Source organism: Nonomuraea sp. NPDC050536, assembly GCF_044457685.1.
GTDB lineage: Bacteria > Actinomycetota > Actinomycetes > Streptosporangiales > Streptosporangiaceae > Nonomuraea.
Window position 1 is genome coordinate 356,102 of record NZ_JBITHD010000001.1, and the last position, 21,102, is coordinate 377,203.

General features: G+C 66.5%; 35 protein-coding genes. 33 read left to right on the forward strand and 2 right to left on the reverse strand.

Features of this window, described 5'->3' with window-relative positions; translation table 11 throughout:
- Positions 1-314 precede the first annotated feature (314 nt).
- The 17 genes from ACIBHX_RS01835 (at position 315) to ACIBHX_RS01915 (ending at position 8,408) form a co-directional block, all read left to right on the forward strand.
- Positions 315-809, forward strand: coding sequence for a hypothetical protein (locus ACIBHX_RS01835; protein WP_397063266.1), 495 nt, complete (start codon positions 315-317; stop codon positions 807-809).
- Positions 806-1,054 carry a hypothetical protein gene (locus ACIBHX_RS01840; protein WP_397063268.1) on the forward strand — a complete coding sequence of 83 codons (249 nt, stop codon included), beginning with the start codon at positions 806-808 and terminating at the stop codon, positions 1,052-1,054. The genes ACIBHX_RS01835 and ACIBHX_RS01840 overlap by 4 nt, the downstream gene beginning before the upstream one ends.
- Positions 1,051-1,449, forward strand: a complete 399-nt coding sequence (locus tag ACIBHX_RS01845; protein ID WP_397063270.1) for a hypothetical protein — start codon at positions 1,051-1,053, stop codon at positions 1,447-1,449. Before ACIBHX_RS01840 ends, ACIBHX_RS01845 begins: the two co-directional genes overlap by 4 nt.
- On the forward strand, positions 1,446-1,682 hold the full coding sequence (locus tag ACIBHX_RS01850; protein WP_397063272.1) for a hypothetical protein: 237 nt from the start codon (positions 1,446-1,448) through the stop codon (positions 1,680-1,682). The genes ACIBHX_RS01845 and ACIBHX_RS01850 overlap by 4 nt, the downstream gene beginning before the upstream one ends.
- A complete protein-coding gene (locus tag ACIBHX_RS01855; protein WP_397063274.1) occupies positions 1,675-1,908 on the forward strand; it encodes a DUF6011 domain-containing protein in 234 nt (77 codons plus the stop codon). The genes ACIBHX_RS01850 and ACIBHX_RS01855 overlap by 8 nt, the downstream gene beginning before the upstream one ends.
- On the forward strand, positions 1,901-2,185 hold the full coding sequence (locus ACIBHX_RS01860) for a hypothetical protein (RefSeq protein ID WP_397063276.1): 285 nt from the start codon (positions 1,901-1,903) through the stop codon (positions 2,183-2,185). Before ACIBHX_RS01855 ends, ACIBHX_RS01860 begins: the two co-directional genes overlap by 8 nt.
- A gap of 8 nt (positions 2,186-2,193) precedes the next feature.
- Positions 2,194-2,583 carry a hypothetical protein gene (locus ACIBHX_RS01865; protein WP_397063277.1) on the forward strand — a complete coding sequence of 130 codons (390 nt, stop codon included), beginning with the start codon at positions 2,194-2,196 and terminating at the stop codon, positions 2,581-2,583.
- A 237-nt stretch (positions 2,584-2,820) separates the two neighbouring features.
- Complete coding sequence (locus ACIBHX_RS01870) at positions 2,821-2,976, forward strand: hypothetical protein (RefSeq protein ID WP_397063279.1); 156 nt, start codon at positions 2,821-2,823, stop codon at positions 2,974-2,976.
- A 251-nt stretch (positions 2,977-3,227) separates the two neighbouring features.
- On the forward strand, positions 3,228-3,488 hold the full coding sequence (locus tag ACIBHX_RS01875) for a hypothetical protein (protein WP_397063281.1): 261 nt from the start codon (positions 3,228-3,230) through the stop codon (positions 3,486-3,488).
- A 261-nt stretch (positions 3,489-3,749) separates the two neighbouring features.
- A complete protein-coding gene (locus ACIBHX_RS01880; protein ID WP_397063283.1) occupies positions 3,750-4,295 on the forward strand; it encodes a hypothetical protein in 546 nt (181 codons plus the stop codon).
- A 544-nt stretch (positions 4,296-4,839) separates the two neighbouring features.
- Complete coding sequence (locus ACIBHX_RS01885; RefSeq protein ID WP_397063284.1) at positions 4,840-5,613, forward strand: hypothetical protein; 774 nt, start codon at positions 4,840-4,842, stop codon at positions 5,611-5,613.
- 20 nt (positions 5,614-5,633) lie between these two features.
- Positions 5,634-5,795, forward strand: coding sequence for a hypothetical protein (locus ACIBHX_RS01890; RefSeq protein ID WP_397063286.1), 162 nt, complete (start codon positions 5,634-5,636; stop codon positions 5,793-5,795).
- A gap of 199 nt (positions 5,796-5,994) precedes the next feature.
- Positions 5,995-6,720 (forward strand): hypothetical protein, encoded by a 726-nt coding sequence (locus ACIBHX_RS01895; protein ID WP_397063288.1) that lies wholly within the window; start codon positions 5,995-5,997, stop codon positions 6,718-6,720.
- A 144-nt stretch (positions 6,721-6,864) separates the two neighbouring features.
- Positions 6,865-7,116 (forward strand): hypothetical protein, encoded by a 252-nt coding sequence (locus ACIBHX_RS01900; protein WP_397063290.1) that lies wholly within the window; start codon positions 6,865-6,867, stop codon positions 7,114-7,116.
- A 236-nt stretch (positions 7,117-7,352) separates the two neighbouring features.
- Positions 7,353-7,685, forward strand: a complete 333-nt coding sequence (locus ACIBHX_RS01905; RefSeq protein ID WP_397063292.1) for a hypothetical protein — start codon at positions 7,353-7,355, stop codon at positions 7,683-7,685.
- Positions 7,685-7,960 (forward strand): hypothetical protein, encoded by a 276-nt coding sequence (locus tag ACIBHX_RS01910; RefSeq protein ID WP_397063294.1) that lies wholly within the window; start codon positions 7,685-7,687, stop codon positions 7,958-7,960. The genes ACIBHX_RS01905 and ACIBHX_RS01910 overlap by 1 nt, the downstream gene beginning before the upstream one ends.
- Before the next feature lie 40 nt (positions 7,961-8,000).
- The gene (locus tag ACIBHX_RS01915; protein WP_397063295.1) at positions 8,001-8,408 is read left to right on the forward strand and encodes a hypothetical protein; all 408 of its coding nucleotides are present in this window, start codon (positions 8,001-8,003) and stop codon (positions 8,406-8,408) included.
- 335 nt (positions 8,409-8,743) lie between these two features.
- On the opposite strand, the gene ACIBHX_RS01920 is transcribed toward ACIBHX_RS01915, so the two are convergent.
- Together ACIBHX_RS01920 and ACIBHX_RS01925 are read right to left on the reverse strand one after the other, a co-directional pair.
- Positions 8,744-9,067, reverse strand: coding sequence for a hypothetical protein (locus ACIBHX_RS01920; RefSeq protein WP_397063296.1), 324 nt, complete (start codon positions 9,065-9,067; stop codon positions 8,744-8,746).
- 111 nt (positions 9,068-9,178) lie between these two features.
- Positions 9,179-9,730 carry a hypothetical protein gene (locus tag ACIBHX_RS01925; RefSeq protein WP_397063298.1) on the reverse strand — a complete coding sequence of 184 codons (552 nt, stop codon included), beginning with the start codon at positions 9,728-9,730 and terminating at the stop codon, positions 9,179-9,181.
- A gap of 81 nt (positions 9,731-9,811) precedes the next feature.
- Here ACIBHX_RS01925 and ACIBHX_RS01930 point away from each other — a divergent pair, with 81 nt between their 5' ends.
- From ACIBHX_RS01930 to ACIBHX_RS02005, 16 genes are all read left to right on the forward strand, one after another.
- Positions 9,812-10,486 carry a hypothetical protein gene (locus ACIBHX_RS01930; protein WP_397063300.1) on the forward strand — a complete coding sequence of 225 codons (675 nt, stop codon included), beginning with the start codon at positions 9,812-9,814 and terminating at the stop codon, positions 10,484-10,486.
- A 2-nt stretch (positions 10,487-10,488) separates the two neighbouring features.
- On the forward strand, positions 10,489-11,934 hold the full coding sequence (locus ACIBHX_RS01935; protein ID WP_397063301.1) for a hypothetical protein: 1,446 nt from the start codon (positions 10,489-10,491) through the stop codon (positions 11,932-11,934).
- A 37-nt stretch (positions 11,935-11,971) separates the two neighbouring features.
- Positions 11,972-12,283, forward strand: a complete 312-nt coding sequence (locus tag ACIBHX_RS01940; RefSeq protein WP_397063303.1) for a hypothetical protein — start codon at positions 11,972-11,974, stop codon at positions 12,281-12,283.
- 471 nt (positions 12,284-12,754) lie between these two features.
- Complete coding sequence (locus ACIBHX_RS01945; protein ID WP_397063305.1) at positions 12,755-12,898, forward strand: hypothetical protein; 144 nt, start codon at positions 12,755-12,757, stop codon at positions 12,896-12,898.
- A gap of 86 nt (positions 12,899-12,984) precedes the next feature.
- Entirely contained in the window at positions 12,985-13,359 is a 375-nt protein-coding gene (locus ACIBHX_RS01950) for a hypothetical protein (RefSeq protein WP_397063307.1), read from the forward strand.
- Complete coding sequence (locus tag ACIBHX_RS01955) at positions 13,356-13,604, forward strand: hypothetical protein (protein ID WP_397063309.1); 249 nt, start codon at positions 13,356-13,358, stop codon at positions 13,602-13,604. The genes ACIBHX_RS01950 and ACIBHX_RS01955 overlap by 4 nt, the downstream gene beginning before the upstream one ends.
- A gap of 29 nt (positions 13,605-13,633) precedes the next feature.
- Positions 13,634-13,879, forward strand: coding sequence for a hypothetical protein (locus ACIBHX_RS01960; RefSeq protein WP_397063311.1), 246 nt, complete (start codon positions 13,634-13,636; stop codon positions 13,877-13,879).
- Positions 13,876-14,172, forward strand: a complete 297-nt coding sequence (locus tag ACIBHX_RS01965) for a hypothetical protein (RefSeq protein WP_397063313.1) — start codon at positions 13,876-13,878, stop codon at positions 14,170-14,172. The genes ACIBHX_RS01960 and ACIBHX_RS01965 overlap by 4 nt, the downstream gene beginning before the upstream one ends.
- Positions 14,151-14,429 (forward strand): hypothetical protein, encoded by a 279-nt coding sequence (locus ACIBHX_RS01970; RefSeq protein WP_397063314.1) that lies wholly within the window; start codon positions 14,151-14,153, stop codon positions 14,427-14,429. The genes ACIBHX_RS01965 and ACIBHX_RS01970 overlap by 22 nt, the downstream gene beginning before the upstream one ends.
- A gap of 579 nt (positions 14,430-15,008) precedes the next feature.
- On the forward strand, positions 15,009-15,419 hold the full coding sequence (locus ACIBHX_RS01975) for an HNH endonuclease (protein WP_397063316.1): 411 nt from the start codon (positions 15,009-15,011) through the stop codon (positions 15,417-15,419).
- Positions 15,420-15,652: 233 nt separating this feature from the next.
- The gene (locus tag ACIBHX_RS01980) at positions 15,653-16,105 is read left to right on the forward strand and encodes a hypothetical protein (RefSeq protein ID WP_397063318.1); all 453 of its coding nucleotides are present in this window, start codon (positions 15,653-15,655) and stop codon (positions 16,103-16,105) included.
- Positions 16,089-17,729, forward strand: coding sequence for a hypothetical protein (locus ACIBHX_RS01985; RefSeq protein WP_397063320.1), 1,641 nt, complete (start codon positions 16,089-16,091; stop codon positions 17,727-17,729). Before ACIBHX_RS01980 ends, ACIBHX_RS01985 begins: the two co-directional genes overlap by 17 nt.
- Before the next feature lie 22 nt (positions 17,730-17,751).
- Positions 17,752-19,188 carry a phage portal protein gene (locus tag ACIBHX_RS01990; protein ID WP_397064998.1) on the forward strand — a complete coding sequence of 479 codons (1,437 nt, stop codon included), beginning with the start codon at positions 17,752-17,754 and terminating at the stop codon, positions 19,186-19,188.
- Positions 19,166-20,080, forward strand: a complete 915-nt coding sequence (locus ACIBHX_RS01995) for a hypothetical protein (RefSeq protein ID WP_397063322.1) — start codon at positions 19,166-19,168, stop codon at positions 20,078-20,080. The genes ACIBHX_RS01990 and ACIBHX_RS01995 overlap by 23 nt, the downstream gene beginning before the upstream one ends.
- An 81-nt stretch (positions 20,081-20,161) precedes the next feature.
- On the forward strand, positions 20,162-20,914 hold the full coding sequence (locus ACIBHX_RS02000) for a hypothetical protein (RefSeq protein ID WP_397063324.1): 753 nt from the start codon (positions 20,162-20,164) through the stop codon (positions 20,912-20,914).
- On the forward strand, positions 20,911-21,099 hold the full coding sequence (locus ACIBHX_RS02005; RefSeq protein WP_397063326.1) for a ribosomal-processing cysteine protease Prp: 189 nt from the start codon (positions 20,911-20,913) through the stop codon (positions 21,097-21,099). The genes ACIBHX_RS02000 and ACIBHX_RS02005 overlap by 4 nt, the downstream gene beginning before the upstream one ends.
- The last annotated feature ends 3 nt before the right edge of the window (positions 21,100-21,102 follow it).

The window sequence follows — 21,102 nt, forward strand, 5'->3', positions numbered from 1 at the left end:
CCGGTGCGGCAACTGGGAGTCCAACCCGAAGGACCTTGGGCGAGTCCAGAGGGATGCACACCGGGCACACCGGGTCGAGATGGGGGAGGAGGTGGAGCCGCGCCGGCCAACCGTCCAGGAGCGGCTCAAGGCGGCGGAAGCGGCTCTCTCTCGGGTCCGCGGACTCCACCACATCCACCGCTGCGACGTGGACGGTCACGTACTCGACCGCACCCCGAACCCGTGCGTCAACGACGGCGTATGCCAGGGCTGCGGGTCGTTCAGGTGCAGGACTCTCGCCGCTCTCGACGGCAGCGGGGAGGAGGATGGTGACCGTGTCCAACTCTGACGGTGTCCTGGCCGCTATCGACGCCTGCCTGGAGGACTGCAGCGTGTCGGAGGAGGCGATGCGGTGGGCTCCAGACGAGCCAGACCCGACGTTCGACGGGTTCCTGGGCGCCGAGCCGACGATGACGTTCGTCGACGAGGCGACCTCAGGCCGTCTGGTGGTGCCGAACCTTCAGGAGGGCGTGACCGCCTACTTCGCCGTGACGCCGCCGGAGGGTGAGCAGCCCCATTGGCGGCCGATCGGAAGCGACGTGGTCAGCGACCTGACGTTCGCCCAAGATGAGACCTTCGAAATGCCTCTGTCGTGGCTCCCGACCTACACGATCGTGCTGCCCGCAGAGTCCACACGCTTCGCTAGGTCATGGCTCAACAACGTGATCGTGGTGGGCAAGACCCTGGACGACCTCCTGGCCGAGAAGGCGCGGCGCCGCTGCTTCAAGTCCGAGTATCACCGACGCCAGCGCAGGAGGACCAGACGATGACCTCCACGATTGAGCCGCTCGTGGTGTTCGACGCCCGCGACGAGCGATGGCGTGGAGACTCGCACATCCTGGCGTGGTGCCGCTCCGAGGGCATCGACCCTGAGCAGGTGTACCGCCTTGAGGTCTACCTTGTGGACTGCCCGTTCGCCCGCGTCTACGACGACTACCTTCGACGTGATCCGTACGACGTGATCCTCTCCAGCCTGCCGCCGGAGGCGTCAGCCCTACCCGAGGAGCAGAGGTGAGCAGCACCTACCGCATCCTGTGCCTGTCGCACGATCCAGCGTTGACGTTCGGCGAGTTCGACTCTCCCGGAGAAGCCGAAGCAGCGATCAGGTCGGGCATCGACGAACACCCTCGCTGCGACCTGCTGATCGGCCGCTACTCCTACCCGCTGGTAGAGGTTGGCTGCCCGTCCAGTGTCGGGAGAGACGGAGCCACGCCCGATCGCCATGTCGTCCACAGCGTCACCAAGTGGGTGGACGCGGTGTGGCTGCGCATCCTCGCCGCCGTCCACCAATCCGGTACCGAGCAGATGAGAGCCCTGACAGGCGAGTCCAGTCTGAGCTGCTGGCAGCGGGACAGGCTGTCGCGCCTGCGTGGAGAGCTAGGGCTGGACGTCCGGGAGGACGCGTCGTGATCTGGCTGGTTGTCGGAGGCGTCGCCCTACTCAGCTTTATGGTCGTCGCCTTCGTGCTCGTGGAGAAGTGGGGGCGGGAGAGCGTCCGCAACTGGAACGCCGCAACCGAGAGTTGGGAAGCAGCGGCGGCCCACTGGAAGGTCGCCGAAGAGAACTGGCGAAAGGCGGAGGAGAGTTGGCGGCGAACTGCCGAGACGCACGAGCGACTGGCTTGGCGTCGTCGCCGTGGATAGCCTCCTCGACCTCGATGTCCCAGCCGTTCCCGGGAGCGGAACGGTTGCCCGCTGCCGCTGCTGCCACCGTCCCCTCACCGAAGACGTTTCTCTCGGGTACGAACTCGGACCCACCTGCCGAAAGCGGCTCGGCATCACATCACGGCAGCGGGTACGGCTCGCACGGGTCCGTCCTGGAGGAGACTGCGAAGGACAGGGTGATCTCCTGGAGGGGCACGATGCCTGAACTGCTCACGATGAAGCACGTCCACCGCGCGTTCCGCGACTGGGGGGAAGTCCTCGACCGTACGCCGCACGGCGAAGAGAACGGCATGCAGCCCTTCGTCGACTCCCTGAACAGGCAGCTCGGACTGAACCGCGAGCGAGCCGCCGACGCCGGCGAAGTCCCGTCCAGCGGCGTTCGGGAAGCCCTGATCAGCGAAGTCCATAGGCGCCTACCCGACGTCGACCGCGTCACGATCGCCAGTGTCCTCACGCATGCGGCCGAAGTGCTGCAGGCCTAGGAGGAGCGTTGACCGAACTCGACAGACTCCGGCAGCACGTCAGCGAGGGCTGGCCGATCACCTTGCAATGCAGCGGCGTCCACTCGGAGTCCCGCAGGCGCTGCCTGGTGGCCGCGCAACGGCTCCTGATCACGGGCTGCGTCCACGAGCATGTCGGGCCGACGTTCGTCTGTGCTGGGCACGATGCCGCGGCCGACATGGAATGCCACGAGTGCCATGTGGCCGGACACCAATGCCCGCTCGCCGAGATCGACGCGCCGTCCGCTGATGTCGACTCGTGGCTGTTCGAACGTCTGACCCCGGCCGACCCGACTGGCGTCGACATGGACGAGTGGCACGCCTTCGTCCGCGACAACCTGCACAAGATCGTGCCCGTGCGGCTCCGGACCGTCCTATGAAGACATCCGACATCCCCAACGAAGCCTTCCTCGCGGCCGTCCAAGCCGTCCACGACAGCGAGCGGAGGTTGGCGGACACTACGGAGATCGCCGACGCGTTGGGTGTTCCGTTCAAGCTGGTTCTGTCGAAGGCGCGGCGCCTGATCAACCGGGGTGTGTTGGACGGGTGCGCGTGCGGATGCCGGGGAGACTTCGAGATCCCCGGGTGGCTAGAGGCGTCATGGAAGGTGCGACACCATGAGCGATGACGCCTTCTGGGCTCTGGTCAACGTCGCGGTGGTGGTCGTCATGGTTGCCGCGAACGGTGTGGTGCTGTGGCTGAACACCATCGCCAACCGCCGACAGATGGAGCGGCTCGCACGAGAGTACGGCTGGCCTGAGCGGGAATCGTGAGCCGGAGATTCACGGCCGCGTTCCGCAACAAGCTCGGAGACCGGGACGGCTGGGTGTGCGGATTCTGCCGACGCCACGTGGACAATACGGTCCGCTGGCCCCATCCCGTATCGCCAAGCGTCGATCACATCCTTTGGCGTGGAGGCGGAGCTGAGGGCAGTGACGACCTGGACAATCTTCGGATCGCGCACCTGGCCTGCAACATGAAGAACTGCCCGCCGCTGCGCACATCCGAGCCGCACTCGATCTTCGTGTGGAGGCGAAAAGACGCGGGCCTGCCGCCGTACACGGCGGAGACGTGGGAGCAGGAGCGCCAGCAGGTTGTCCGCGACGCCCTGGCCAACCCCAAACCGGCCCTCAGCTTGGAGGAGTGCATCCGCCGCTACTGGGACCCTCAGTACACGTCCTGGGAACGCTGGCACGAGGAGAATCCGGGAGCGTGCGACTGCACCCCAACCACGCCGGGCTCGTTCTGTTTACCGTCGATCCCGGACGATCACCGGCTGGCCTGAAGGACCGCTCAAGCCCGACGAGCGCGTCACAGGAGTGCCGCGCGTGGGAGATTGAAGGACAGACCGATCTACTGGAGGAGACGTGACCGACCTCTGGCTTCTTGAGCAGGACACTTGGACGTGGGTGGACGACAACGGGTTCGTCCGCGAGGAGCCGACCGGGTGGGGCAGGTTCGAGTGCTCCTGCGGCGACCGCTTCCACGCGAAGCTGGGCGAGGTATCCGACCACGCTCGCGGCCATATCGCCGAACAGCACCCTTCATGGCCGTTGAGCTGGTGGGCTCCGGCAGGAACGACACCTTGAGCAGCCACCAGTGCGCCCGCCCCGACACGGCCGGCAACGAGCCGTGGAGATGCCCGGATTGCAGCATGTTGTGGGAGTCTCTTCCTTCGGCGCCCGTCGCGCCCTCCAAACCGAAACGCGTCATCAACAAGGGTGGCGTCGCCGTCCTCGTGGGATCAGGCGTTGGGGCGTACGTTGGCGCGCTGATGTTGCTGCCGCCAGCGGTGCTGACCATCGGTGCAGTATCTGTGCGTCTACCCGGACTTATCGTGAGCACCTGGGAGGAGCGCATGTCCCAGCGGGCCAAAGCCCGCATGGTGATCGCCGAGGCCGAGGAGATCACCCGTCAGGCTCTCGAACCCGAGCCGGAACCATTGCGCTGCCTCGTCTGTGGCCAGCCCCCGGACGGCACTCTGGTGTTCATCGGGGAGGGCGGCCCTTGGTGCTTCGACCACAGCCCCAACGTGCTCGTGTGGGACGAGCAGGCGCAGGCCTTCGTCGGGCCAGAGCAGCAGAGCGAGTGACTTTTACGGCAGCCAATGGCTATCCGCCGAAGTCGTGCTCTCCCCAGTGCCCGGCGGGGAGCAAGCACAGGCGGCCGGATCCGCGTTCCTTAGTCGGGCACATCGCAACTCGCTCAACGCCACGATCCTGCTCGCCCCAGCGGATCCACCACTCGAAGCCTTCATCACCACATGCCTGCCCGAGGGTCATGTGTTGCCCTGGGTGGCCATCCCAGAGCCAGCACTCCGCGACCGGTTCGACGACGTTCGCCCCATCTGGCAGTTCATCGAGGTACCGCTGCTCTTCGGCAGTCAGATCGGTCTTGGCCAAGCACGGGGCGAGAGTCACAGGACTAAAGCTAGGTGGGGGAGATGCTGTCGGCTGGCTGATTCGGAGGAATCGCAGCTAGCCGGGAATGCCACCTGCGGTTTCTCAGCACTAAGCTGATCACAAGGCAAAGGCGGCCCTGCCCCCACGAAGACAGGACCGCCTTCAACTCCACCCTCGCCAGACTCTCCAGCCACAGAGGTCTCCCGTACAGCGTACTGATCGGGGAGGCCCAGCATGCTCATCGACCTCGAAGCCCTTTGCTGCGGAAGCTGCATGAACGGCCTGCGGCGCAAGGTCCGCGCTCACGAAGCCGCTCTCATCAAGCACCAGCACGACCTCGCCGACTACCATCGGGCTGTCGTTGGGTGGCATGCGCCGCTCATCTGGCATGAGGAGCCGATCGCGCCGGCCGAACCGCGTCTCCCACACGCCGTCTACGGTGAGCCCGTCTACTGCCCGTCCTGCGTCTACGACGTGAAGGCGAAGCTGTCCAAGCTCGACGGCGCCGCCTGCGTCTACCTGCGAGAGTCGGACGGGTTCCGCGGCCAGACCGACCAGGCGAAGGTGTCCCGATCCGACGACCCGGGCACGCTCTCGCCGACGATCGAGGACCTGGACGAGATGGAGAGCTGGCTCCGCTCGTGGAAGGGCGCCTACCTAGGCCGCGACACGTGGGCCCGCTCCGGCCATCTGGCGGATGCGATCACGCTGGGCGTGGCGTGGCTGGTCGCCCGCGCCGAACGCATCCTCGCCCACGAAGGGATGGCGCAAGCATTTGGCGGCGAGGTGCAGTCCTGGTACGGCAGGCTCGTCCGCTACGACCCGTCCGAGGTGGTCGTCGAACGGCTGAAGGGCGTCCGCTGTACGGAGTGCGGAGGGCTCACCTTGGAGCGGAAGGTGGGCGAGGACAAGGTCGTCTGCCGCATGCGGGACTGCGAACGGGTCCTCAAATTGTCGGAGTACCAGGACCTCGCCGAAGAGGCGAAGCAGACCCGCAAGGCGTCCTGAGGTGGGACAATGGGTGCATCGTGATCTCTTCTCCTCCGTTCCCGGTCGATCTCATCGACATGCCCGACGGCGACGTCATGCTTCTGCCCGCGGTCTGGCCAGTACGGCTCACACCCGAGCAGAGAGTCCGCCTCGGCGAGATGCTGCTCAGATCGGACACGCCGGGATTAAGCGCCGAGTAGCGGAAACGGGTTCAGAGGCTTTTGTCGGTGTGGCCTGAGAGACTGTAGGGGCACGAGGCCCCGGCGACGGCGGCAACCGTCCCGGGGCATGGCCGACTAACAAGGAGTCGACGTGTCACACATTAGTCCTGGCCGCGAGCAGCGAAACTGCTACACACCAGAGGACCTCTTCGACGAGGAGGCAGGCATCCGGCCTACCATGGCGAAGATCCTCGACCTGATTGATGTGGACGATCCCGATTTCGGCAGGGTCGCATCCATTCTCGGCGAGATGGTTGCCGCCGGTGTTGACATAGACGAGTCCGCTGTCGCGATCGCTACGAAGCTCGGCAAGCTGCCGAACCGCAAGCCGCGGAGGCAGTCGGAGCGGGAACCTATCGCGGACCTCGGCCTCCCAATCTGGGGAGAAGCGCAGCAGTCCATCGTCTACTACATCCGCCGAGGCGAACTCATCAAGATCGGCACGACCATGAACCCGAAGGACCGATTCGCGGACCTGGTCCCTGATGAGATCCTTGCGTTCGAACCCGGCGACCGATCGGTGGAAGCGCGCAGACACGATCAGTACATGCGTCTACGCAAGGGCAACAGCGAGTACTTCGAGGCAGCCCCCGCGCTCATGAGGCACATCGCCTGCATGAGGAAGACTCACGGTGCCCCCGATCCGCGATGGATCACGGTCGCGAACCTCAGTGAACGCATGCCGTCGCTCTCGAAGGTGCTGAATCGGCCCAACTCGCCGGAGGTCGCTTCCGCTGCAGCAATCGCCCGGATGCTCGGCCTCAGTTCAGCCACGGTGCGCGCGTGGGCTCACCGTGGGCAACTCAAGCCGCTGGCGGGAAGTCGCCGCAATAGGCCGCTCTACTTCGTTGACCACGCCCGCCAACTCGCCGAAGAGAGTGCGTCGTGGTCTGCCTCCCGGTGAGGTTTAGGGTGTCGCAACACGCCGCGATGATCCTCAGCTTGCCAAGCCCCTGACCTGCGGTGCAGACTATGGCGCAGACGGATCTTTTGTGCCCGCTGACCGGAATTCCCGGCGGCGGGCATTTCGCGTTTCTGGGGGGTGGAAATGCGCCTCCAAGTCCATGTCGGTCCGGACGGGGAACGGTACGTCACCCGAGCCCAGGCGGCAGAGGTGAAGGGCGTATCCGTGGGCGCGATCGACGGGTGGATCCGAAAGGGCTACCTCGCGCCTCTGGAGGGCTGCCCGCCGCGCCGGCTGTTGTTCAATCTCGCTGACGTGGACGCGGCCGAGCTGCTTGCCTACGAGGCCGCGGTGCGCACCTCGGGCACCGACAAGCGGGTCACCCGCGCCGCCTAGATACCCCTATACATCCCGATACGCGCCCTCTCTCCGGCGGGAGAGCGGCGTGAGCTCCGCAGTCACTTCCCCGTTGCTGCGTAGAGCCCCCAGGTGTCGGCCTGGTCTCCCGAAAGGTCGAGGGTCCAGGCGGAAGACCGGGCCGACACCGCCCCCACGATCGTGCGGCCCGCCCTCTCCGGGGGGTCAGGGCTGGGCCGCACCTTGACCCCCTGCAACCCCCCGTGGAGACCGTCATGCCTGACGAAAAGCTCACAGACATCGAACGCGACGCCCTGCGGAAGCTGTCCGCCAAGTACATGAAGCGCGCCATCTGGACCGCTGTGGTCATGCTCGGCATGGCCGCCTGCGCGATGTGGTTCGGCGATTGGCGGTTCGTCGGCATCGCCTTCGTGCTGTTCATGGTGTTCGCCGCGCTGTGTGTCATGTCGATTGCTGCCACCTCGGAGTTGAACGAGGCCCGGTTCGCCAAGATCTTCCGTACTGCGGAGCGGGCGAAGAAGCAGCGGGCTCACCAGGAGCGGCAGTGGACGGAAGGCCTGGAGCGCGATCTCGGGATGCGTGACTGATGCGCATCCCGTTCAGGCGCAAGCCTCGCACGCAGCTCACGATCACGTTCACGCAGGACGTGGACCTCGAGGCGCTCGCCTCCGGCAAGCCGGGCATCTTCGCGAGCAGTTTGAAACTCGCGCTGGTCTGCTCGTGCGGCACCCGCCTGCGCCTCGGAAGGTTCGTCCAGAAGACCGCCCGCAGCGTCACGAACGAGTACTCCTGCCCCGAATGCGGGGACAGGGTGGACGTCACGTACGCCGCCGAAGTCAAGACGCCTGCGAGCGTGGCGTGATGGCGGAGCTGCCCGAGGTGCTCGGCAAGGAGCAGCGCTGATGATCCCCAAGACGGGCGCGGCGCAACTCTTGCAGGCCGCACTCATGCGTGATGAGGCTTTCGCCGACGAGCCTGACCGGGCAGCGACGATCGTCAAGGGCATCCTGATGGACCTTGAAGACGCCAGGCTGTGCATAGCGCCAGCAGCGGAGCTGGAACGGCGTGGCTTCATCCCACCTCATCGGCCGTGCCTGGTGTATTCGGACTCCAACGCAGAGATGATCTACACGCTGGACGACAGCAACTGGGTTGGCAGTGACCTGCCGGGCCGGGAGAGCGAGTTCTGTCAGGCCCTGCTAGAGCAGGCCCTGAGCCGGTTCCCGGCCCGCGTTCAGGCCGACAAGGTGGCCCAGCATCTGGAGTTCCTCATGCGCGCCTGCTACGGCGTTGAAGTGAAGCTCGCCTGAGATTTCCATACGCCTGCGGATTCCTGGCACCGCCGGGACGAGTAGGCCCGTCCATCACGAGCCCATAACGATCGCTGGTGGCCTCGTTGCGCGTATATCTGCGCAGAGACGCGTGCATGCGCAGCCGTCCGCGTCGGTGCGCAAAACCGGCCTTGACCTGCTGTGACAGCGTCAGAGCATGACCCTCGCAGCGTTACGGCCACGCCGTAGTGAAACCCAGCGACACCGCGCCATTTCGATCGCAAGGCTGCTCGCCCTCGACCAAGCGCCGCAGCGCGCCACCTGAGCCTCCGGGCGGCCGGTTTTGATCTGCACGTCGGCCGGACCGCCCGGTACTACTCCAGCCGGAACTGCTCGATCCCTTTGAGGTACTTCTCGTCCGCCTGCTTGAGGAACCACCACCCGCCGGGCTCCTGGTACAGCAGGATCTCTTGCAGGTCGGGCAGGTGCAGCGCTTCGGACCCGTCCAAATCGACCACGTACGCTCGCAGGTCGAAACGCCGCGGCGCTGGCCCTGGCCGTACTGCTGGCGCTAGGTAGCGGGCGTGCATCTTGGTGACGGTCCAGTAGTCGAGCGGGTCGCCGTGGGGGAAGACTCGGCCGCCCGGCTCATCGGGCCCGTTGAACCAGTTATGCAAGGTGACGCGGCGCTTCTCCACCCCGGCATTCTCGAACAGCCGTTCGCGTGATCGCCAGTCGCCTGGGGTAAAGAAGCTCCGATCGTGGGCGAGGACTTCGGCCGGGTGCCGCGCACCCAGGCAGACGGCTGATCAGCCCGTGCGGTCCTTCTCCGATGATTCGGCGTCCCGCTTGGCCGCCGAAGACATCTCATGCAGGGCTTTCAGATCCAACGCCGAGTACATGCGCCGAAGGTCGTAGCTCACGGCGGCGGGCGCAAGCCCGAGCCTTCTAGCGATTTCCACGGGGTCCGACGTCCCCTCTGAGAGCAGCTCAAGAATCCTGCCCTGATCTGCCGACAGGTACTGCCAGGGGTAAGCCTCGGCAGCCGTACGGGCCCGGCCGAGCCCCTCCGCCGCCTCGGCAAGGTCCCTAGCCGCGGCTCGGAGTTCTTCGGAGTCGAGGCCCTTCCCGGCAACGCGGTTGACGAGTTCGGCCACCTCGGCCTTCCGCTCTTCAACGACCGCGTTGAGGTCGATCTGCCCGCCGGGAAACTGCAGGGAACTGACCCGGTCGATCAGCCGCCCGAACGCATCCCTGTGCCTGCGCATCACCAGCCACACCGCGAGCACGACCGCTACTGGCCACGCCACTGCGCCTACGAGCCCGGCTATCGCCTCGATCAACTTTGCCCAGTCCGCCACGGACTGATCGTCTCCCGCTTCGACGACCCTTCGCAGGCGTCGTGCCCAACCCGTAACCGCTCCGCCTGCCAGGAGGTCTCAATGCCGTTCAACGACGCTGCCCGCAACGTGGCCCTGGATGGCCTCGACGAGTCCATCTCGGCTGGCATCAAGTACATCGGCGTGAACACGCTCACCACCGCACCGCCCTCGGACGGCACTCCGGGGACGGGCGGCACGCCGGCCAGCACCGAGGCGACGGGCGGTTCTCCCGCTTACGCCCGCCAGGCGGTCACGTGGGGCGCTGCCGCGTCCGGGCAGAAGTCCAACTCCGGCGCCCTCACGTTCGACGTCCCCAGCGGCACGTACGGCTTCCTCACCTTCTGGAACTCGGCAGGGCCGGGCACCTCGGGCTATCTCGGCTGGGCGCCGCTCAACGGCACCGTGAAGGGCTTCTTCAGCGTCGACACGACACTGTCCAACGACGCCGTGTTCTCCGTTGCTCACGGCCTGTCCGACGGCGACAGGGTGATCCTCTTCAACGTCTTCGCCGAAACCCTGCCGACCGGGCTGACCGAGGGCGCGGTCTACTACGTGGTCAGCTCCACGACCAACTCGTTCAAGGTGTCGACCAGCAGCGGCGGTTCAGCCGTGGACATCACTGCCGTGGGCGGCGGCGAGGGCTACTTCCAGAAGGTGATCCCCGAGGTCTTCGGAGCTCAGGGCCAGATCACTGTCGCGGCCAGCGCCATCGTCCTGGACGCCACCGGCATCTAGTCATGGCGATCGCCCGCCGCGGCACCCCGACCACCCAGCAGACCACGGTCGGCTCGACATCGACCACGATCAATGTCCCGACTGGTGTGCAGAACGGCGACTGCCTGCTGCTGTGGGCCGTCTTCGGAGACGCGATCAGCGGCTTCACCCTGTCGGGCTGGACGCAGCTCGACGCGCCTGTGGGCAGCAACTGCCGCGGGTTCCTGTATGTGCGCGTGGCGAGCTCCGAACCGGCCTCGTACACGCCGTCCTGGACGACATCGGCCAAGACCACGATGTCGATGGTCGCCTACTCGGGGACCGATGCCACGACCCCGGTCGCGTCTGGCGAGCACTCCTCAGCTGGTGAGACGGTCAACCGCACCACCCACACGACCCCGTCGGTGACTGCTGCGACGGCTACAGAGTGGGCTGTCGCCTTCTACGCCGACAGGTCCACCAACGCCGGCGCGAAAAACGCCGACTGGACAGCGGACGCCGCACTCAGCGAGATCGTCGACCTCAACAACAACGCCGCAGCCGGGTCACCCTGGCTGAGCCAGGAAGTCGCCGACTCTAACGCCACCGTCACCTCCGGCGCCCACTCCTACACGGCCACCTCCCAGGTCAGCATGTCCAACGCCGTGATGGCGCTGGTCATGCTCACACCCGCTGCTGCTGGCCACGCTGTCACCGGCAACAGCGCCGCGGCGATCACAAGCACGGCCACCGCGGTCAAGGTCGCCCCCGTTACCGCACGATGTGCAGCCGTAGCCTCCAGCTCGGCGACCGCCAAGAAGGTGACGGTAGCGGCAGCCAGGGCGCCTCTCGCCGCTGTCGCCACGTCGAGCACACCAACCAAGACCGCGAAGGCCGCGGCTTCGAGCACCATCGCCGCGGCGGGCGTGAGCACGGCGAGCAAGAAGGCTCCCGGATCCGGTACGGCCAGCCTCGCGGTCACTTCGGCGAGCACGGCGAGGAAGGTCGCTCCCAGCTTCGGCAGCGCCTTCCTGGCGACCACCGCTGCCGGCACTGCCCGCAAGGTGGCTCCCGCGGCCGGCACCGGCTACCTCACCGCAGTCTCCGCCTCTACTGCGTTCAAGGTGGCTGTCGGCACGTCTGTAGCGCCTCTGGCCGCGTTCGGTACCGCGATCGCCTCCAAGACCTTGCCTGCCTCCTGCGTGTGCTCTACAGCCGTGTACGGGTCCAGCACGGCAAGCAAGGTCGCCGCTGTCCAAGCGGACACGAGCATCGCCGCGGTCGGCACAGCGGAGGCTGCTCACCTGGCCAACGCCGTCGCGCACACCTACGCCGTGGTGATCGCCCGCACGAAGCTACTCAACGCCCCGTCCGAGCTGCCGCCGCACCTCGGCGGCACGCTGATCGGCCCGTCGCTCGGCGGCGCCATCGTCTCCGGCGAGTTGGGCGGACACTTGATCGACCGAGACCTCGGCGGTCATCTCATCTGAAACGGGGGACGCCATGGCCTCGACTGTCAACGTGCCCATGTCTCAGAGAGACGACACGGCCAAGCAGTGGCAGATCACCGCGAACAACCTGCCGCTCAACATCAGCTCGGGCACGGTCACCGCCGTCATCAAGCGGGACACGTCGATCGACGACGATGATCCGACAGTCATTCAGCGGTCCGAGGGCTCCGGTCTCACGATCGTCGATGCTGCTACGGGCAAGGTCGAGATCGTCATCCCGACCTCCGTGACCCAGTACCCGAGCTCCTGGTTCTACAAGATCGACCTTGAGATCGACGGACGCACCGAGACCGTGATCGACGGCTGGATCCAGATAGCGGACACCTGATGCCCGCCCTCCGCGTGTGCAGCAAACCGGGCTGCCCTCAGCTCTGCTCGGGCGGCCGGTGCGACGACCACAAGCGAGAGGCCGAGCGTGCCCGCGGCAGCGCCTCACAGCGCGGCTACGGCTCCACGCACCGCGAGCGCTTCCGTAAGGTCGTGCTAGCCCGCGACCCGATCTGCACAGCCGAACAGGGCTGCACAGAGCCATCCACGGACGCCGACCATCACCCGATCGACCGCAAAGAGCTCGAGCGTCGCGGACTCGACCCGAACGACCCGAAGTATGGGCGGGGCTTGTGCTCGCTACATCACAAGCAGGCCACTGGGCGGGCTCAACCAGGCGGCTGGAACGCCCGCTAATCACACTCGGTAATCAACGATCTGACGTGCGAAAACTTGGCCGTCCGCACGGGCGGGTAACCGCCATCACGGGGACCGGCCTCACGCAGCGTTACGCCAGGAAACGGAGATCCACATGGACGTCCTCCTACTCCTCGCCCTCGTCGCCTTCCTCTCTGCAGCTGTCGTCGCCGGCGTACAGAAGTCATGGGTGCTCGTCCTGCTCTGCGCGGGCTTGTTCCTGCTGACACTCGCCCAGACCGGGCTGATCCACAGCTAGACCCCACCAAGATCCTGCGGTTCGCTACCTCAGGTCAGAGCGCCCCGAGTCTCCCGGCTCGGGGCGCTCACATTCCGGGAGACCATATGACCGAACGCAAGCTCAGTATTTCCGGCGGACCTGGCACCTACCGTGTCCGTCTCGGCGACATCGACATCGCCAACGGCATCCGAAACCTCACGTTGAAACTGGGTGTAGACCACGACATCCCTGAGGCCACGCTGGACCTGTGCGTGTGGTCCGTAGAGGACGCCGAGCTGGCCGCTGTCCCGCGGATCTCGGACGCCACAAGCGAACTGCTGATCGCTCTCGGCTGGACGCCGCCCATCTCGACCGCCGCATGCCGGGACTGGTCGATGAGCAAGCAACACACGGCACACGAGTGGGATGGGCATGTGGACGTGCCCGTGCCGGGCCACTTCTCATGCCCCGGCTGGCCTTCGGCGGCAGGTGACCGATGAGCTTCCTCAACGTCGCGTTCCACATTCTGCTGGGCCTCGCCTTCATCTGCTCAGGCCTGGGCAGCATCGGCGCAGTCAACGGCCTGCTTTACGTGTGGCAGGCAGAGTCCAACCAGGAGCGGCTCGGTGTGCTGACCCACGTCGGCATCTGGCTGGCGAGCGTGATGCTGTTCTCCGGCATCCTCTACGCCTCCATCCTCAACGGGTGGCTCGGCTTCGGGGTCCAGCAGGCAGGCGGACACTGATGCGGGTCCTGAATCGGGGAGATAGCGCGATGACTGAGCCGACCGTGGGCGCCGTCGTCCACTACCTCACATACAGGGATCCGTGTCGTGCCGCCATCGTCACGAGCGTGACCCGATCCCAGCCCTACGATCTCGAACCCGAGCCGACGACGGTCACCCTCACCGTGCTGCACCCCGGTGGAATGTCTTTCGCCGCCGGCGTACGCCAGCAGGACGGCCCCGACTGCGTCGACCTGTGGCACTGGCCATCCCGCTGCCGCGATGTGACGACATGACCACCGTGATGCTGTTCGACCCGAACGACCTCGACACCCCAGGCAACCGCTGCACCCGCGACTGGGTGGACACCCCGGAGCATCGAGCGGTCCTCGACTGGTGCCGCAGCGAAGGCCTCCACCCGGAGAACACAGCCCGACTCGAGATCGTGAAGACCATCCGCGGCTTCAAGGCCAAGCTGAAGGTGTACGACCTCGACGACGAGGGCCACAAGCTACTCAGCCGGGGCGGCGAACACGCTGCTACCCACTCCGAGTCCAAGGCGATCTCATGCCTGCCGCCCCTCACCTGACCGGCTTGGATGCGAGCGCCGACCTTCTCACCTACGATCCCCGCTTCCGCTGCACCTGCACGCGCCCCCACGGGTACCGCTGCATCCGCAAGGCAACCGAAGAAGACCTGCTCTGCGACGACTGCCGGCACGACCGCCACGCCGTAGACCAGATCCGGTACGTGAGCGAGCCCGCACTGCGCAACTACCCGGAGCAGGTCGCGCAAGTACTCGGCATCCAGCGCGGCCACGCCATCCTCATCCCACCCGGCAGGTAGGCGGGCCGATCGAGGTTGGCCCACCACAGCCTCGACGGGCGAGAGCAGAGCGAAGGCTGATCCATCCGGATTTGTCGGTGGTACCTGCGATGCTGGAGTGACAACCCCATAAGGAACCCGGGCGAGTGCGCTAACACTCCCCGGGCGTGGCCGACCTGATTGGACCAGGACGACATGACGGACCCTACCGTTGACGTGCCCGCATGCAAAGAATGCGGAGAACCACTCCCGCCAAGGAACGGCAGAGGCCGGGCGATTTACTGCACCATCCAGTGCGGTCGGAGAGCCCGCCGCCGAGAGCAGCGCGCCATTGAATCGCGCAGTTGCCTGGCATGCGGAGCCGACATCTCTCACCTCACCCTCAAGAGCAAGTGCTGCAGCACGTCATGCGCGGACTGGGCGCGACGCCGTCCGGGCGTTCCTCGCTGGACTCCGCGGTCGTGCCCAATCTGCAAGGCGGACATGACATACCGCGCATCGCAGGCTAAGTACTGCTCGAAGCGGTGCAGTGACGTTGCCCGAGGCCAGGTCTTACTTGAGCCGCACCCAGAGCGAACGTGCGCGCTCGAAGAGTGCGACGTGGTCTTCCAGCCCAAGAGCAAGCGGCAGTACTGCTGCTGCGAAGCGCACGGCAAGATCCATTCCCACCGAAAGTACCGTGCCGCCGGCAAAGAGGTCCGAGAGGAATGGGGCGACGCACGCCGCGAGCGATACCACCGCAGGCGCGCACTCAAGAAGCAGGCCAGCACAGGAGACCCAGTCCGCTTCTCCGAGATAGCCGAACGAGACAAGTGGACCTGTGGCCTGTGCCGCAAGCGGGTCGCCCCAGCCTTGGCATGGCCCGACCCCATGAGCCCAAGCCTCGACCACGTCATCCCACTCACCAAGGGCGGACTACACGACCCCGCGAACGTCCAACTGGCACACCTCCAATGCAACACCCGCAAGAACAACCGCGGCGGAGGCGAACAGCTGGCGCTCATCGGCTGAAACCGACACCCATCACGCACGACCTCTGACCTGCGGAGACGTGGGGGGATGCCCCGACCTGCGGAAACGTCCTGGACCGCGGGCCAGCGCTGCCCTTGGTCAGACGGGTTCAGAGGGTGACTGACTGTCACCTTGATTCATAAATGTTGCGGCCTCGCGCGATGCTTGGCCGTTCCTCAATGCTGCGCGATGCGGCTGGTAGGGAGTGCGAAATGCCCAAAGGTGGAGCTCGCGTGGTGTCTGGCCCTCCGCCGGACCCGAATGCGCTGCGGCGTGAACGGCCAGGAGATGCGGCGACGTGGACGACGCTCCCTGCGGAGGGGCGCCCAGGCGATCCGCCTGAGTGGCCGCTGCTGGAGGCAGATGGCCGCGAGTGGGAGCTGTGGGCCGACCTGTGGACCAAACCGCAGGCGATCATGTGGGAGCGGTTGGGCCAGCTGTACGAGGTCGCCATGTGCGTGAGGATGCTCGCGCGGGCTGAGCAGCCGAAGTCGTCGGTCGAACTCCAGAAGGTGGTTCGCCAGTATCTGGACTCGCTGGGGTTGTCGACGCAGGGCATGCTGCGGAACCGGTGGCGGATCGCCGCCAACGAGGTGGCGGAGAAGCGGACGGCGAAGACAGCACGCACGGCGTCGGCCAGGTCCATGCGTGACCGGTTGAAGGCCATCGATGGCGGGGGAGCGTAGCCCGCGTCCGCTGCTCGTGGCGCCGGCGTGGATCGAGGCGCACTGTGTGATCCCGGATGGGTTCCGCCGCGGCGACCAATTCGCCCTCTACGACTACCAGCTGCGGTACTTCGCCGCGTTCTACATGGTGCGCGGCGATGCGGTGTGGCAGCCGGAGGATCCGATTCTGGGTCCGGCGTTCGTCTACCGGCGTGGCCTGCTCGCCGGCCCGCAGAAGCTAGGCAAGGGACCTCATACTGCGGCGCACGTCTGCGTCGAGGGTGTCGGGCCTGCATTGTTCGCCGGCTGGGCTGGCCGCGACGACGGGTATTCGTGCTCCGATTTCGGCTGCGGCTGTGGCTGGGAGTACCCGTACGAGCGGGGCGAGCCGATGGGCATGTCGTGGCCCACGCCGCTGATCCAGATCACCGCGGTGTCCGAGGAGCAGACGGACAACATCTATGGCGCGCTCCGGCCGATGATCGAGCTGGGGCCGCTGGCGGATCTGATCCCGAAGACGGGCGAGGAGTTCATCCGGCTCCCGAGCGGCGGACGGGTCGACACGGTGACGTCGTCGGCACAGTCCCGACTCGGCCAGCGGGTCACCTTCGTGCCGCAGGACGAGGTCGGGCTGTGGACGATATCCAACAAGATGACCAAGGTCGCCGACACCCAGTACCGCGGACTCGCGGGCATGGGCGGGCGGGCGTCGCTGACGACGAACGCCTGGGATCCGTCCGAGAATTCGGTGGCGCAACAGCAGTTCGAGTCGTCGGCGAAGGACATCTACCGGCAGTTCGTCCAGCCTCCTCCGCACCTGTCCTACCGGAACAAGGTCGAGCGTAGGAAGATCCACCGGGCTGTGTATGGCGAGGCTCTGAAGGAGAACGGCGGCCACGTCGACCTGGATTCGATCGAGGCCGAAGCAGCTGACCTGATCGAGCGTGATCCGGCGCAGGCTGAGCGGTTCTTCGGCAACAGGATCGTGTACGGCGCGGGCCATTTCATCGAGGCGGATGCGTGGGATCGACGGGCGCTTGCACGGGACGTGCCGGACGGCTCGGTTATCGTGCTCGGCATGGACGGGTCGGACTCCGACGACTGGACCGGGATCCGCGGAGAGACGGCGGACGGCCACCAGTTCACTCCGACGTTCGGCCCTGATCGCCGGCCGACTGTGTGGGACCCGGCAGCCTATGGCGGCCAGGTGCCGCGCCTCGAGGTGGCTGCGGCGTTCGATGAGTTGATGACCCGCTTCAAGGTTGTGCGCGCCTACATCGACCCGCCCTGGTGGGCGTCGGAGATCGACGCGTGGGCGGAGCGGTACGGCGACAGAGTGGTCATCCGCTGGTCGACGTTCCGGCCGGTGCAGATGCACGCTGCCTGCGAGCGGCTGCACGTGGACGTGGGCAAAGCCGATTCACCGTTCACCCAGGACGGATGCCCCTTCACTGCGATCCACATCCGGAACACCCGGAAGGCTCCAAGGCCCGGCCAGCGGTACGTGCTGGCGAAGGCCAGCCATACCCAGAAGATCGACCTCACGGTCTGTTCTGTCTTGGCACATGAGGCTGCGGGCGACGCCCAGGCCGCCGGTTTGTTCCGCGTCCGTACTGCTCCCGCCAAGGTGATCATCATGAGATGAGGTGAGCATGGCCCGCTCGGAGATGGAGTGGCTGAAGCACCTCGTCAAGTGCCATGACAAGGAGCTGAAGGAGCTCCGCAGGCTGGATGAGTACTACGAGGGCGAGCAGGCCCTGTCGTACATGGCGCCGGAGCTGATCCAGGAGCTGGATGAGCGTGTCCGGCAGGTCGTCATCGAGTGGCCGCGTCTGGTCGTGGACTCCGTGGAGGAGCGCCTCGACGTCGAGGGGTTCCGGTTCGGTAAGCAGGCCGACGCGGATGCCGGGTTGTGGCGGATCTGGCAGGCCAACGACCTGGACGAGCAGTCGCAGCAGGCGCACGTGGACGCGCTGGTGATGAAGCGCAGCTATGTGATCGTCGGCGCGAACGAGGACGACGCTGAGACGCCGATCATCACGGTGGAGTCGCCGCTCGAGGTGCACGCCGAGTATGACCCGCGTACGCGTGCGGTTGCTGCGGCGGTGAAGCGGTGGGTGGAGGAGGACGACGATCGCAAGATCGATCACGCCACCCTCTATCTGCCGAGCTCGACTGTCTGGTTCGTGAAGGACGAGAAGAGCAACTGGGTCGAGGACCCGGACAACCCTCGCGACGATCACGGCCTGGGACAGGTGTGCGTTGTCCCGATCGTGAACCGGCCTCGGTTGAAGCGGCCTGGTGGTGTGTCGGAGCTCAAGCCGGTGATCCCGATCTCGGATGCCGCCTGCAAGATCGCCACGGACATGATGATCTCGGCCGAGTTCCACGCCATCCCGCGCCGGTACGCGATCGGCGTCGGGCCGGAGGACTTCGAGGACGAGCAAGGCCGCCCCGTCTCGGCGTTGAAGCGGATCGCGGGCCGGATCTGGGCGATCGCCAAGAACAAGAAAGATGACGGGGTCGAGCTCGGCCAGTTCCCCGAGGCGTCGCTGAACAACTTCCACGAGACGCTGCGGCTGCTGGCGATGATGGTCGCCTCGCTTGCGGGTCTGCCGTCCAGGTTCCTCGGCCACGCCACCGACAACCCTGCCTCCGCTGACGCGATCCGCTCCGACGAGTCCCGGCTGGTCAAGCGCGCCGAACGCAAGCAGCGCGCTTGGGGCGGCTCCTGGGAGAAGGTCATGCGCCTGGCGTTGCTGATCCGCGACGGTGAGGTGCCGGATGACGCCAGGAGTCTGGAGACGCTGTGGCGCGACGCTTCTACCCCGACCGTTGCGCAGAAGGCGGACGCGGCGATGAAGCTGTACACCAGCAAGATCGTGCCGTTGCGGCAGACGCGTGAGGACCTCGGTTACACCCAGGCGCAGATTGACCGCATGCAGGAAGAGGACACCAAAGCTGCCGAGTCGGCGTTCGAGCGGGTTATGGCGGGCGATCTGGCCGCGTTGACTGGCCCGAAGCCGCCTCCTGAGCCTGTCGGACCACAGCCTCCCGACCTCCAGCCGGCAGGGGTGAACGGTGGCGCTGCAGCAGGTGGCTGACGCCCACTACGTGGCCCAGCAGCAGATCGTTCGCGCTACCGCCGAGCAGGCGCAGAGCTTGTGGGGCGAGTTGGCGGCGGCCAGTGTGATCAAGCAGTGGATGGATCTGCTCGCTCAGATCGTGGACCTGCTGACCGGCGGCCAATTGAGGGCGGCGCGGCTGGCCATGCCGTACCTGCGGCTGGTCGCGAAGGAGCAGGGCGCCAGCGGGCCGTTGCGGGCGCAGGTCGACCCGTTCGGGTTCGCGGGACGCGGAGCAGATGGCCGGGACCTGGCGACGCTCTTGATGCAGCCCGCACTCCGTACGGCAGGCCTGGTGGCACGCGGCGCCGACGATCAGGAGGCGCTGCGCTCCGGTCTGGCGTCGCTGACCCGGATCATCGCTACCGAGATCCCTGACGCTGGCCGCGCCGCGGTCGGCGCCGGGATCACCGCGAACCGGCGGTTCACCACCTACATCCGTATGATGCGGCTGCCCTCGTGTAGCCGGTGCATCGTCCTGGCGGGCAAGACCTACCCCTGGTCGGAGGGCTTCGCCCGGCACGACCGCTGCGACTGCTACCACCTTGCGGTCGTCCACGACGGGACGGGCGATCTGCCGGGCGAGACGCCGCAGCAGGTGTTTCGTGGGCTGACCCGAGAGCAGCAGGACGCGGCATTCGGCATGGCCGCGGCCGAGGCTATCCGTGCCGGCGCGGACATCGGCCGGGTGGTGAATGCCCGCCGTGGTGTCTACGTCGCGGGGGAGCGCGAGTTCACCCGGACCGGCATCCGCGGGCGCAAACGCAGCCCACGTGAGGCCAGGCCGACGTCGGAGCAGATCATCCGAGACAACGCCGATGACCGGGCTGCCGCGATCGAGCAGCTCAGACGGCACGGATACATCCTCTGAAGCTTCCTCGCGCACAGACGCGAGGATCCCGGGGTGCGCATTCCCGCGTGCCCTCAAATCACGATGAGAGGGCATGCCGCGATGGCACCCACCCCGATGGACGCGACGTCCACCATGTACAACCCGTGGTTCGACCTGCAGCGGCACGACGAGGACGCGACGTCCGAGCAGAGCAGCGACACCGACGCCACGGAAACCGACGACGCCGACACCGCCGATGAGGCCGATACCGAAGTGGACGCGAAGTCCGACGACGGCCTCGGCGAAGCGGGCAAGAAGGCGCTCGCCGAAACCCGGGCCGAACGCAACCGGGCCAAGAAGGAAGCATCCGACCTGAAGAAGGCCCTGGCTGACCAGCGAAAGCAGGCAGCTGAGCAGGCGAAAAGGCTGGCCGAGTTCGAGGACAAGGACAAGTCCGAGACCGAGAAGCTCACCCAGCGCGCCGATCAGGCCGACAAGCGCGCCGAAGCGGCAGAGGCCCGCGTCCAGGCCGCTCTTGCTCGAGCAGTGCAGGCCGAAGTTAAGGCGATGGCCGCCGGCCAGTTCGCCGACCCCGAGGACGCACACGCCTTCCTCAAGCTCGCCGACTACGCGGGCGAGGACGGCGAGGTTGACGTCGAGTCGATCAAAGCCGACCTGGAGGCGCTGCTCGAGCGCAAGCCGCACCTGCGCAAGTCGGCGCCGGTGACGGAGGAGCAGGCCAAGAAGCCCAAACCCAAGCCTGACCCATCGCAGGGATCCCGCAAGGAGCCCGGGCCGCTCGACTTCCGCACCGCCGACAAGGCCACCCTGGACGCCGAGCTGCAGAAGCTGGGCGTACGGCCCCGCTGGTGATCCGCATCCGCGCCCGGCTGGGCGACGGACATACCTCCATCGAGGTCGACGGACACGAGGGCCACGTCTTGGACGGCCGCGTGTGCGCTGCCGTGTCGGCTATCGCCCAAACCGCTCTGCTCGGCCTCGAACAGGTGGCCGCGCAGCATCCGGACCTCGTGTCCATCGAAATCACACAGGAGTAATCC